General features: G+C 39.2%; 10 protein-coding genes. 4 read left to right on the top strand and 6 right to left on the bottom strand.

Features of this window, described 5'->3' with window-relative positions; genetic code table 11:
* Positions 1-209: 209 nt before the first annotated feature.
* The 3 genes from WDB87_RS14110 to WDB87_RS14100 form a co-directional block, all read right to left on the bottom strand.
* Complete coding sequence (locus WDB87_RS14110) at positions 210-1,013, bottom strand: hypothetical protein (protein WP_337850206.1); 804 nt, start codon at positions 1,011-1,013, stop codon at positions 210-212.
* 456 nt (positions 1,014-1,469) lie between these two features.
* Positions 1,470-4,421, bottom strand: a complete 2,952-nt coding sequence (locus WDB87_RS14105) for a DEAD/DEAH box helicase family protein (protein ID WP_337850205.1) — start codon at positions 4,419-4,421, stop codon at positions 1,470-1,472.
* Positions 4,422-5,024 (bottom strand): class I SAM-dependent methyltransferase, encoded by a 603-nt coding sequence (locus WDB87_RS14100; RefSeq protein WP_286248592.1) that lies wholly within the window; start codon positions 5,022-5,024, stop codon positions 4,422-4,424.
* Between the two features lie 285 nt (positions 5,025-5,309).
* Here WDB87_RS14100 and WDB87_RS14095 point away from each other — a divergent pair, with 285 nt between their 5' ends.
* From WDB87_RS14095 to WDB87_RS14085, 3 genes are all read left to right on the top strand, one after another.
* On the top strand, positions 5,310-6,047 hold the full coding sequence (locus WDB87_RS14095; protein ID WP_337850204.1) for a substrate-binding periplasmic protein: 738 nt from the start codon (positions 5,310-5,312) through the stop codon (positions 6,045-6,047).
* Entirely contained in the window at positions 6,044-6,793 is a 750-nt protein-coding gene (locus tag WDB87_RS14090; protein WP_337850203.1) for a substrate-binding periplasmic protein, read from the top strand. The genes WDB87_RS14095 and WDB87_RS14090 overlap by 4 nt, the downstream gene beginning before the upstream one ends.
* 224 nt (positions 6,794-7,017) lie before the next feature.
* Positions 7,018-7,746, top strand: coding sequence for a substrate-binding periplasmic protein (locus tag WDB87_RS14085; protein WP_337850202.1), 729 nt, complete (start codon positions 7,018-7,020; stop codon positions 7,744-7,746).
* 580 nt (positions 7,747-8,326) lie between these two features.
* Here WDB87_RS14085 and hepT read toward each other — a convergent pair.
* The 3 genes from hepT to WDB87_RS14070 form a co-directional block, all read right to left on the bottom strand.
* The gene (hepT, locus tag WDB87_RS14080) at positions 8,327-8,746 is read right to left on the bottom strand and encodes a type VII toxin-antitoxin system HepT family RNase toxin (RefSeq protein ID WP_337850201.1); all 420 of its coding nucleotides are present in this window, start codon (positions 8,744-8,746) and stop codon (positions 8,327-8,329) included.
* Positions 8,739-9,128: a type VII toxin-antitoxin system MntA family adenylyltransferase antitoxin gene (mntA, locus tag WDB87_RS14075; protein WP_337850200.1), complete on the bottom strand. Its 390-nt coding sequence runs from the start codon at positions 9,126-9,128 to the stop codon at positions 8,739-8,741. Before mntA ends, hepT begins: the two co-directional genes overlap by 8 nt.
* Before the next feature lie 325 nt (positions 9,129-9,453).
* Positions 9,454-10,722, bottom strand: coding sequence for a UPF0149 family protein (locus WDB87_RS14070; protein WP_337850199.1), 1,269 nt, complete (start codon positions 10,720-10,722; stop codon positions 9,454-9,456).
* Positions 10,723-10,917: 195 nt separating this feature from the next.
* Here WDB87_RS14070 and WDB87_RS14065 point away from each other — a divergent pair, with 195 nt between their 5' ends.
* On the top strand, positions 10,918-12,513 hold the full coding sequence (locus WDB87_RS14065; protein ID WP_337850198.1) for an ABC-F family ATPase: 1,596 nt from the start codon (positions 10,918-10,920) through the stop codon (positions 12,511-12,513).
* Positions 12,514-12,901 lie beyond the last annotated feature (388 nt).

Below are 12,901 nucleotides of genomic sequence, written 5' to 3'. Positions count from 1 at the left end.
CATGGATGGCCTATCTACGCTGGTTACGTTCACATCATTAACGTAAGTTGAAGATACAGTGTGATCCTCGGGTGCGCCGAGAGAGTCCAGAGAGAGGTCGGCGGCAGCCTCTCTTTGGTTGCCATCGCCAACGCGATAAAACCTCGAATAGAGGTTTTTGAATCCCTTTTCCCAAAACTAAAGTTAACTATATTTAGATTTTTGGGTAATCAATTAACAACTTTGATCTTGTTATCCAACCTGCTTAGTAACAATAGATCTTTAATAAAGACTCTCAGTACTTCATCTGACTCAGAGCGCTTACTTTCTAACCGTATGATAATTATTGAATTTATTAATCCAACAAAACGAATTAAAGCTTTTACAGTCTCTATGAAAACATGCAACCCAAATGAAAAAAGTAAAATTAGAAAAAAGCCTGAAATCAAATTATTTAGTTCAAGGAGTTCGAAGAACACCTCTGAATCACTCACACCTTTCATTACTAATAAAAAACAAATAGACATTAAAAAAATGAATAAGCTTAAGATTCTTGCCTTTGAGCTATCACTAAATAAACTAGAGAAGAACGTTTGCCAATAATTCTCATAAGGTGTTTTTCTTTCAAAGTAATACTTAAGCATTTTTTCATACTGCTCTGCTGTAACAAAAAACTCTGTACTTTTAATGCCAAGCTCTTTTAGAAGCCACTTTCTTTTAGCACGAAATAATGCACGTTTATCACCACTTTTTTCACCATGCTTTTCAAGAATCAACTTTTTCTTTTTTTCTTGCAAACTTGTGAAAGAAAAAAGAAAAGCAAACTCACTAAAAAATAACGCAGCTATACCGAGCCACTTCTGAGTCGTACTAGACTCTATAATTAAAAGGTAAAATGTTAAAAAACACATTCCTAGAAAAAGAGGGGCTAGAGCAATTGTAAAAAACCAGTTCCGCTTCATTTTAAAATTTAAGCCTTTACTGCTTTCAAAAGCAAAATAATATCTAGTCGCAATATGAAAAAGCTGTTCCAATTTTTAAATCCCTTTTAATTTTTAATACAAGAAGACAGGTAATTTTCTTTAATATTGATCTACAACTTATGAGAAAACTCCCGCCCTCATTCATAAACAACAATCTACCAACACACTCCAACTCCCCGTGATCACACTCGAAAGTTATAAATTGATGAATAATCACTTGCATGGATGCAAGTTAAGCCGTGACTTCGCCATGGATGGCGAATACACGGCGGTTACATTCACATCAATTGTTAACTTGAGGAAACAGTGTGATCCTCGGGTGCGCCGTGGGATTCCAAAGGGTGGACGGCGGTATTCACCCTTTGGTTGCCATCGCCAACGCGATAAAACCTCGAATAGAGGTTATTAAATCCCTAAAGCTCTCACGCAAAAACCTATTTTAAAAGCTTCGCTTTTAACGCCAGCAAGCTGCGCGTCTACACGTCAAAGCGCGATATAAAATCGCGACTACAAAACCACTTGTTTAAACCGTGCGAACGTTCGCATGCTTTCATCTGCAATCATTACTTCGTAATCTGGGTTTTGAGCGATTAGCTCATATTGCCCGTTTGGTAATTTATTAACTTTACGCAGTAAATACTGCCCGTCTCCGCTTATATCGTCTCGCTCTATAACAACTATTTGATCGCGAAGCGAACCCGCTTTGTCGGAGGTTATAAGTTCAAGTAACAATAAGTCGCCATCAAGTATTGGGTGTTTTCCGCCATTCATAGAGTTACCCGATGCGTGTGCTAAAAAATGTATTTGCGGGTCGAGCTTGCCTGCGCCAAATGGCGCGTCCATTAATTCCATATCGCTTTCATCCCCAGTTTTAAAATGTCCGCAGGCAATTTTAATATTAGGGAAGTACGGCAGTTTTAGTGCGTTATCTTGTTCTTTTGCTGTATCGGCAATCTCTTTAAACGCTAGCTGAGTTACATTGTCAGCATTTTGCTCTGTATTTTGTTTCGTGATTGGCGTTTTTACTTTTAGCCGTTGGCTGTATTTAGCTAAGGTGTATTCAACCAGTTCTAACACGGCGTTGTTTAGTAATTCGCATTCTTCTGCGGGTACGTCAAACGTGGCTTTTATGGTGTTGTTTTGTAAGGTAAACCATTGTGTGCCGTCTTTATTTTTATTGGTGTAGGCTTTAATTGGATTTTTACGCCAGTAGCTTTGCCATGTTTGTGAATTTGCAGCTGCTTGCTGTTCTTTAATTGGTAAATCGTGTTGCTTTAAATTTGGATGACGCGCTAAAACCTTAGCACTCATAGCCGCAAGTTCTACAACTGTTGGGGGTTTGGCAAAGCCATTTAAAGCAACAAATGCTTCAAGCAAAATAGCTTTGAAGCATTTGGTCATACTGGTTGTTTGTATACCTTTATGTAAAAAGTCGTAAAACGGGGCTAATTGCTTGGCACTTTGCTGTGCTTCGTCATCAATATTTTGTGTTTTAGCAATTAGATCAAACCAACTAGTGTAGTTGCTGTTTACCTTTTTTATATCGCCGTAGTGGTAGTAAAACTCACTTAATGTAGGTAAATGACCTAATTGCTCGGCAAGTTGTGTTATATCTTCTAACGCTGTGGTGCGCTGTATTTTGGCTAGCTGCTGCCAAAAGTTGGTAACTTTTAAGTCAATATTTATAAAGCAGCCATTAGCAAGGTTTGGCTTTTTAAGCTTTTTAACTACACCAGTTGGCGTGGTCTCATGAAGTAGTGCATAGGGTTTATTTAAAAAGCTGTGGTGGTTACCAATAAAATCAAGCACCACTAAATGTGTTTTACCTTCAAGGGTGCGTAAACCCCGTCCTAATTGCTGTAAAAAGAGTATTTTAGAGTCGCTTGGGCGCAGCATTAATATGGTATCAATGCTTGGTAAATCAGTCCCTTCGTTAAACAAATCAACAGTAAATAGTACTTCTACTTGGCGCTGTTCTAATTGTTTTAGTGCATCATTACGGCGTACTTTTGACTGGCTATGTACAGATAGCGCTTTTACACCCGCTTTATTAAACGCATCAGCCATGTAATCGGCATGTTTGGTGGAAATACAAAAGCCTAATGTGCGCTGCTGCTTGTATTGCTGCCACTGCAAAAGTGCGTGGTCTGCCCGTTTTTGTGTCGCAAATTTATTTTCAAGCGCTGTTGGGTCAAATCGGCCATTACGCCACGGAATGGCTTGGTAGTTTACGTTTTCATCCCAAATACCGTAGTAATGAAATGGCACTAACGTTTTTTGGTCTATTCCCTGCGTTAAGTTACGCTCAAATACTAGGTTGTTGTCGCATAACCCTAAAATATCAGCTTGGTCGGTACGCTCTGGTGTAGCTGTTAAACCCAGTAAAAATTGAGGTTCAAAGTAATTTAGAAGCTGGCGATATACACGCGCACTTGCATGGTGAAATTCGTCGACAATAATGTAATCAAATGCTGTTGGTGCAAACTGCTTTAAGTGATTACTTCGGCCAATGGTTTGAATCGAGGCAAATAAACACTCAGCGTTTTTGTCTCGCTGTTTGCCGTTATAAAACCCAGTAGATAGAGTGAGTAATTCAGAAAATGTTCGCTGTGCTTGCAAAAGTATTTCTTCGCGGTGCGCTACAAATAAAACACGTTTTGCTTTGAACTGTTTTACATCAAATGCACTTAACCATGTTTTACCCATACCCGTTGCTAAAACCACTAAACCACGCTTAAAGCCCTCGGTACGCGTTTGCGCTAAGGCATTAAGCGCTTCAATTTGAGCTGGTCTTGGTGTTTTAGCTTCATTCTTTTCAATAACTTGCTCAGCTGTATCAGCGTGGTTTACCGATACAAATTGCTGTGTTTTACGCCTAGTAATGTAGCTATTTATCCATTTATGGCTTAAGTGGGTAACAAATTCGTGATTAAAAATATTTTCAAAAGCTGTGCGAATACTTAAAAACTGCTTTGCTGCTTGGCTTGTTTTTGGTTGTGTATAATCGTGTCTAAAATTCCACTCATGCCCTTTGGTTAATGCGCTGGCACTAATATTACTTGAGCCAATAAAGGCACAGCCATCAGTAATCTCGTTTTGGTCGTTTGTTTTGACAAATATATACGACTTCATATGAAAGCTTTGATTACTATGCGTTTGGTAAATGCGCACATCGGCTCCTCGATCTACTAACGCCATAAGTTCTCTTAACGCATTGGGATGAGTAATATCGAGGTAGTCTGAGGTAAGTAATTTAAGCGTTGCGCCACTTTGTAACGCTTCGCTTAGTGGGTCGAACAACAGCGCTAAGCCACTTGGCTGAATAAATGAAACTGTAATTTCAATCTCAGTGGCATTGTTTATGGCATGCACAAGGTTAGGTAATAACGGGTCATTATCACCCGTAATAAGCTGTTGGTTATTACTTTGCAGGTGTTGATGTTCGCTAAAACTATTCACTTATAATTTCGCTTTGCTATGCGTTAACAAGGCATTTAGCCACACTTCGCTTTCGCGCCCTGGTCGTTGATCGACTGTTTGCCATTGTTTTATTATTTTAAGCTCGGTGTGTTGATCAATTAATGCATTTAAAGCAGTTTCGGTTAAATCGGTAAATTCACGGCCATTATGTTCGCGCTCTTGCGTGCCGTATTTAAACGATACATACAAAACACCATTAGGTTTAAGCGCATTTTGTAGGTTTAAAAACGCCTGCGGTAACTCAGCCTTTGGAACGTGTAATAAACTAGCGCAACACCAAATGCCATCGTATTTGTTAACACACTTAAGCTCTTGAAAGGTTTTAACCGCTACTGGTTGTTGTAGGTAATTACTGGCTAACTTTGCAAGTGCTGGGCTTGCATCAAATGCAATAACAATAAAACCTTGGTTTTTAAAATACATAGCGTCGCGGGCAGAACCACAACCAGCATCTAGCACATGGCCGTTTTGTTCAATATACGGCAAAAACTCAGCATAAAGCGCCGACATATCAACATTAAGTGTTGAGTCGCTAAAGGTTTGTGCATGTTGGTTATAATAATTTAGTGTGGTATTGGGCACTGCTTATACCGCTCCTTGGCTTTTGCGCGTTTACAACGTTAATACTGCATTCATGTTTGTTTAATCTACAGGAACAGGCCAATAAATTAAAGAACTTATAAGTAGGTTTTTTTAGCTTAATACGCTGATTGTATTGAATTTCGCACTAATCATTTCTCTCAACCGTAAACTTCTTTGGTTTTAGATACATTTTTTTACAACTTTAACGTCTCATTCATTATTATATTGTTTGGCTAGGTTATACTGTTTAAATACTAATTATTAAAAAAGTACCCCAGAGATTTAATGAATAAATTAATAACCTTATTTGTGTGTGTATTGTTTAGTGCCTCTTGGGGTGTGTTTGCCTGCGAAAAAACGCTAACGGTTGCCTCGCACGATGCTTTTTGGCCACCCTATGTAATGGGTATTAATGGGCAGTTACAAGGTAAAGAGGTGGATGCATTAAATATTATTTTTAAAGATTCGCCTTTTTGTTTTGAAGTAAAAATGCTGCCTAACTCTAAACGGGCTTTTACCGAGCTGCGCCATGGCCGAATAGACATAGGCTGGGCGGCTAGTTTTACCCATGAACGCGCAAAATATGTGCACTTTACTGAAGCCTACCGCACCGAGGTAATGCGTTTATACGAAAACAAAAACAATCAGCATAAGGTTAATAACTTGGCTGATATTTTTAACCAAGGTTTAACCATAGGCGCTAACTTTGGTAGTTATTATGGCGAGGAGTTTGAGCAATATAAAACCAGCCATAAAAAACAAATTGAGTACACTAGTGCAACGAGTAAGCGCTTTGAAATGCTTAACAAACAACGTATAGACTACGCGGTAGAAGACGCGTTAGTAGGCGATTACTTTAGTAAGCGCGGCAAAAACTTAATGGCGGCCCCTACCCTGCCCGCGGTTAATAAAAATCCAATACATTTAATGCTGAGCAAAAGAACTGTAACTCCTAATGAGGTTAACATTATTAATGCGCACATATTAAAAAACAAAGCGGCACTTAAGGCCCTGTTTGAATGAATGGTATTAGCAGTACACGTACATTTTTATTGCTATTGATAACGTTAGGGTTGTTTGCTGTAAAAGCACAAGCTTGCGATAAAACAATTAATATAGGCACTAACGAGCGCTATTGGCCGCCGTATGTGGTGTTAAAAAATGAGAATTTAACGGGCCTTGAAATAAATATAATTAAAACCATTTTTAAAGACTCCCCTTTTTGTATAAATTTTACGCTACTGCCTAACTCACTTCGCGCTTTAGAAGAGCTAAAATACGGCCGTATTGATTTAATGTTTGCGGCGAGTAAAACCCGCCAACGAGAGGTTTACGCGCACTTTAGTGAGCCTTATCGCGAAGAGGTGATGTTGTTATTTCAGCATACTGACTCTGCAAATATAAGCTCGTTAACGCAGTTATTTAAGCAAGGTTTTACAACCGGAGTTAACCGCGGCAGCTTTTTAGGGCATGCATTTAAAGCATTGAGTGATAAATATAGTAAGCAAATAGTACTTACCGCCGATGCCGATAAACGCTTTGCTTTATTAAATAAAAAGCGAGTTGATTTTGTAGTAGATGACGCGTTAGTAGCAAACTACTTTGCTAACAAATACACAGCAATTTTACCCGTTGAGCAAGTAGCGCCTGTAAATGTAAATAATGTGCACTTTATGATGAGTAAAAAAACAATAACGCTTGACGAAGTTAATATAATTAACGCGCATATAGTAAAAAACAAAGCGGCGCTTAAGGCGTTATTTAAGTAATAATACCAATCTACATTAATACTTAATCATTTTTAGGGGCTAAACGTGTCGCTATCTGCGTTAAAAAACTCTCATTTACGACTGCATGGATGCAGAAGGTAGAGCAATGCAGGAGCAATTGCCGAGAACAACTAAATAGCGAATTTTTTGCCTTACTATCAACACGTTTATCCATCCTCAAAATAGATCACTTAATTATGCGGATTGGTATAAAAGGACGTTTTATGAAAATGTTACTATTAATACTTTTGTTTGCGCAGTTTAATACGCTAGCGTGCACTAAAACGTTAAAAATGGGCACTAACGAAACCAACTGGGCACCTTATTTAATTAAGCAGGGTAATACCTTTATAGGTGCAGAGGTAGATACGGTTAACGCTGTTTTTAAAAATTCGCCTTTTTGTATTGAGTGGGTTTATTTTCCGAGCTTATCGCGGGTTCAGCAAGAGCTAAAAACTGGCCATATTGATATTACCTTTGCGGCAAGTTATACAAAAGCGCGCGCCGAGTACTCCTATTTTACTGATGTTTATCGCGATGAAATTATGCTGCTTTATAAGCATAAAAACGCTAAAAATGTGGTTGATTTGGTCACTCTTTTTGAAAATGGCGCCACGGTTGCTATTAACCGTGGCAGTTTTTTTGGCGCTGCGTTTGAAAAAATAAAAAAACACTACCCCAACCAAATAGTACTTACCGCAGATGCAAATACCCGCTTTGGTATGTTAAACAAAAAGCGCGTTGATTACGTGATTGACGACTCTGTTGTTGCAAAATATTTTGCTAAACGCTACAACACAATTTTACCGGTAAAAACAGCGCCAGCTATTAATGTTAATGGCGTACATTTTATGATGAGTAAACAGTCGATCACGCTTGACGAAGTAGCTGTAATTAATGGCCTTATTAAAAATAATAAAGCGGCCATAGAGCGCATTTACAAACCCTATTAACTTGGGGTTATATTCATTTAGTGTTTTCGCGCGAGCAAGCTCTAAGACTACAAATACCCTGACACAGGGGATTAATAAGTAGCAGCGGCTTTATGCCGCGAAAAATTTAATACCAAACGCGAGGTACGCTCCTGCTACGCGCCATACTCATTCCCCGTTGACGCGTTTAAAAAGTGATTATGTCACCACCGAGAAGTGAAGGAGAAGAGCAAGAGAAGTGACTTATTTATACCTGTGTTTCTCTGTGAAGCGCGAAGCGCCTCTGTGCCCTCTGTGGTTAAAACAAGTTAAGCCAATTATTCCTAAGAGGTTAAGAGACGCTGCGCTTTTAGAGAAGTGACTCGCATTTTGCGCGAGCAAGCTCTAAGCCTACAACTTTCACTGCTCATTGACTTTTCTTTCTCTGTGTATCGCGAAGCGCCTCTGTGCCCTCTGTGGTTAAAAACAAGTTAAGCCAATTATTCACAAAGAGGTTTGATGCGCATGCTGTAAATAGAAGGCCTAAAGTTCAAGGTCAGAAGTGCTGGGAAGCCCAATACCCGCCGCTTGTGAACTTTTACTCTTCCACCTTTAATCTAAATTAGCTTGCTAATTCGGCCATCGCTTTTTGGCTAAACAAGTGCATAGTTACATAATGTTGGTTTTTAATAATCGTCTTCACAATTTCCTGATCTATATTCAAATAATCATGCACAAGCGCATTTCGTAAACTGATTATTTTAAGCCATGAAAGCAACTCATTATCAGTTAAAGCACCGAGTTGAGTTAGTTCGCTAAATGTTTGGTAGGCGTTACTGCTTGTCGTATTTTTATACTTTTTAAGCCAATGTTTAGATAAGCCAATACATACTTCTGTCATTAACTGTAGCAAACGCTCTGCGGCACGATAGTCTCTATTATTAAGTTGATCTACTTGGCTTAATTCGTCGAGCTCTTGCATATATTCATCAATATGTCGTGTTACTTCTCTTATATAAAGCGCTATTCCTGTATCAGTCATGGTTACTCGCTATCATCTCAAATTCAAACTGGCTATAAATACGCTGCTGCTCTCTCATCGCTCTAAGGCTATTTTTACCTAAAATTGCCTCCCCGTATTCCACGATATTGAATGCAAGGTAACTGGGGATTAAGTTTATATCAACGATTGAAATAAGCTGTTCGTTTAAACTAAGTTCATTATTGATTTCTAATTCGAGCTCTTTTGGCCTTAGTCGTTTATCAAAAGAGCTAAGGTCAAAATTTTTAAAAGCGATCGCCAGATCAATATCACTATGAGGTTGCGCTGTACCTTTGGCGTGAGAGCCATACAGCCACACCACTTCAATGTCGCTATTTTTCTGCAAGTAATTAACTATTTGTTGAAAAACATTATTGCTCAAAACAAAAAAACATTAGTAAAAACTAAGATAATCATAACTTATCTATTTTATACTGAACACTAAAACCGATAATGCATACTTATTTGTGTAAGTTGATTTTAAATGATGTATTCACTAAAGAAGCGCTAGATAAAAGACTCTAGGCTGTTTACGCAGACCCGTTACCCAAAGCCCCTGCTTTTTTCATCTCATTTACCATCATTCATTTCTCTTTGTGCAATTTGCTCTCAAGTGAACTTTCTACAAAGAGAGCGAAGAGGCGCTGCGCTAAAAGAGTCAATTATAGATTGTGCTCAAAACCCGCTGTTTGTAACCTTTTGTTTGTTTAGATCTTTTTGCGTAACCAAAACAAACTGCCTTCGGTTGCTATCCAGGCTTGTTTACCAAGTGAATGTAGGTATAAAGCCACTTCTTCTTTACTACCTAAGTTGCAAAACTCAAAGCCGTCAGCTTTTAGTTTTTCTTGCCCGGTGAGTATTTTTATAAAATGTTTATTAAGCTGTTTAAGTTGCTTTTTGTATTGCTTGGCTTGTTTAGAGTCACCATTTTTATAAAACTCACTCAAGGCGCGGCTTGCTGTGGCATGGAGCTCTTCGCTGTCAAAGTCGGCCAAAAATGCATCTAACTTTTGCCACTGCCCTTTAATTATATAGCAGTTCATTAGCCAATAGCGATTAGCTTGATTATCCATGGGGTTTAGTTGCCACAGTGTTTCTAATTCATCAATGGCAAATTGTATATTACCTTGTAACGCATTGATTTGCGCGCGGTGCGCCCGTAAGATCATATAAGGCCGTGTTTCGTGGATCAGCCAAAAATGGCCTTGATTTTGTGCTATGTATTGATCTGTTATAAAACCATCGAACAGTTCAAGTAACGCTTCTATCGGTTCAAACGCACTTGGAGTAAAGTCACTAAGGATTGTTTCCATTAACTGTTCTATCATTTCGTCGTCAATCATTTTACCAGCTGCAAAATCATCGTTGTGCTGCTGATTTGTAAATTGTTCGTTAAACGCAGCTTCGTCTTCATCGCTCCAGTGGGTGTCTTCAATAAAACGAATGTTATAAAGCACATCGGCTACAAAGTAGGTGTAATTCTTTTTAAATGATTGCGCTAAGCCTTGATCGCCAGCAAATTTTTTCATTGCGGCTTGTTCAGAGCTAAACGCAATAAGTACTTCATTCAAACTTACTAGCGCCTCTTTTTGATGTTTATTTAGGCTACGTTTATCAATCAATTTAAGTGCCTGTAATGCCCCTTTACAGTAATTTGGTAATGGCATATTAGCTTTAAGTGAATCGCGGTAATCGGTTTTCGATAAGCTGCATTTAGTGGGCATTTTAAAATCTTCGAGCATCACTTTTTGCATGCTGTTATTGTAATTTTCCATCAGGCTTTCGACATACTTTAACTCTGCGTCAGATTTGAAATTAATTTCACCTAATAGGTCTGGCTGCCATTGGCTGGGCATTATTATGTCGGGCAGTAAGCCTAATCCTAAAAAGTAACCTTGAATAAAGTAATAATCTGGCTGCTTTACACTTAACTTACTCAGTTTTATGACTTCACTGCGAATTTTAGCTGGCGACATAACTCACTCTTTTTTGATATTTTTTACTACAATAAAGCCGTGTTCAAAAGCAATCAACTGAATTAACGTTTAAATAGGCTAGCCTTTAATATGCTTGGCCTGTATAATTTGCCGCCTTATTTACTCCTATTGCTTGGTCTATTTTCGCACCTGCTGCGCCCATAACCCTGTCAGTATTTTTCTAGGACACCTTTTTTGATCTCCACCGCAAATATTACAATGCAGTTTGGCGCAGAGCCGTTGTTTGAAAACATTTCAGCTAAATTTGGTAACGGCAACCGTTACGGTTTAATTGGCGCTAACGGCTGTGGTAAGTCGACCTTCATGAAAATTTTAAGCGGTGCGCTTGTGCCAAGTGCGGGTAATGTGTCGATTACGCCGGGGCTTAAAGTAGGTAACCTAAGCCAAGACCAATTTGCTTTTGAGCAATACAGCGTTGTAGATGCCGTAATTATGGGCGACGTTGAGCTTTGGAAAGTAAAGCAAGAGCGCGACCGTATTTATTCATTACCAGAAATGAGTGAAGAAGACGGCATGAAAGTAGCCGACCTTGAAAGCGTTTTTGCCGAAATGGATGGTTACACAGCCGAAAGCCGCGCTGAAGAAATACTAATAGAAGCGGGTATAGATAAAGAGTTTCATTATGGGTTAATGGCAAACGTGGCGCCTGGTTGGAAACTACGTGTGCTTTTAGCTCAAGCACTGTTTGCAAACCCAGACATACTGCTACTCGATGAGCCTACCAATAACTTGGATATTCATACCATTACGTGGCTAGCTAATGAGCTAAACAAACGTAAATGTACCATGATTATTATTTCGCATGACCGCCATTTTTTAAACTCGGTATGTACTCACATGGCCGACATTGACTACGGCGAGCTGCGCATTTACCCAGGTAACTACGAAAAGTTTTTAGAAGCGTCTAGCTTGCAGCGTGAGCAGTTATTAGCCGAAAACGCTAAAAAGAGCGCTGAGATTGACGAGCTACAAGACTTTGTTAACCGTTTTGGGGCTAACGCGTCTAAGGCTAAACAAGCCAGTTCGCGTGCTAAAAAAATGGAAAAAATAAAGCTAGATGATGTTAAAGCATCAAGCCGTATGAGCCCATCGTTAAGTTTTGACGAAGGTAAAAAAATGTACCGCCAAGCGCTTGAAGTTAATAAGCTTGGCCATGGTTTTGACGGCGAAACATTATTTAGCGGCGGCGACTTTTTATTAGAAGCGGGCGCAAAGCTTGCCATTATTGGTGAAAACGGTGTGGGTAAAACCACCTTTTTGCGCTGCTTGGTAAACGAGCTTAAATGCAATGAAGGCGAAATTAAGTGGTCAGAAAATGCGACCTTTGGTTACTGCCCGCAAGACAGCACAAAAGATTTTGATAACGATTTAACATTATTTGATTGGATGTCGCAGTGGCGTACCGCTAAGCATAACGATTTAATGGTACGCGGCATGTTAGGGCGATTATTGTTTACCGCAGACGATGCAAATAAAAAAGCGCGTAACTGTTCAGGTGGTGAAAAAAACCGTTTGTTATTTGGTAAGTTAATGATGCAAGACGTAAACGTACTGGTAATGGACGAGCCAACCAACCACATGGATATGGAAGCCATTGAAGCACTAAATAATGCATTAAAAGACTTTAAAGGTACGCTTATTTTTGTAAGCCACGACCGCGAGTTTGTATCGTCATTAGCCACCCGTATTATTGACATTAAAGACAAACAAGTTATTGATTTTCAAGGTACGTTTGACGAATACCTAGCAAGCATAGAAGAAAAAAAATAGCTTAAGTCGTAGCAGCGATTTTATATCGCGTCTGTTTTGGGTTTATGTTTTTAGGTTTCAAACGTTAAAAATAGCCATGAGAAGCTGCGCTTCTAACGTGAGCAAGCGCAACAAATACAAGAAAAATTAACGCCGAAGCTAAGCCCAATCCTGTAGACGTGCATTGCTTTCGTTTAAAAGCAACGCTTTTACCTGAGTGTAAACCCTCGGCTAAAGCCATGAGAAGCTTCGCTTCTAACGTGAGCAAGCTCGACGTCTACAAGAAAAATTAACGCCGAAGCTAAGCCCAATCCTGTAGACGCACAGCTTGCTGGCGTTTTAAAAGCAACGCTTTTCCCCTAGTGTAAACCCCTCGGCTAAAGCCATGAGAAGCTTCGCTTCTAACGTG

Source organism: Pseudoalteromonas sp. C12FD-1, assembly GCF_037414265.1.
GTDB lineage: Bacteria > Pseudomonadota > Gammaproteobacteria > Enterobacterales > Alteromonadaceae > Pseudoalteromonas.
The sequence above is the reverse complement of the archived record's forward strand: the minus strand, read 5'-3'. Positions and strand labels throughout refer to the sequence as shown.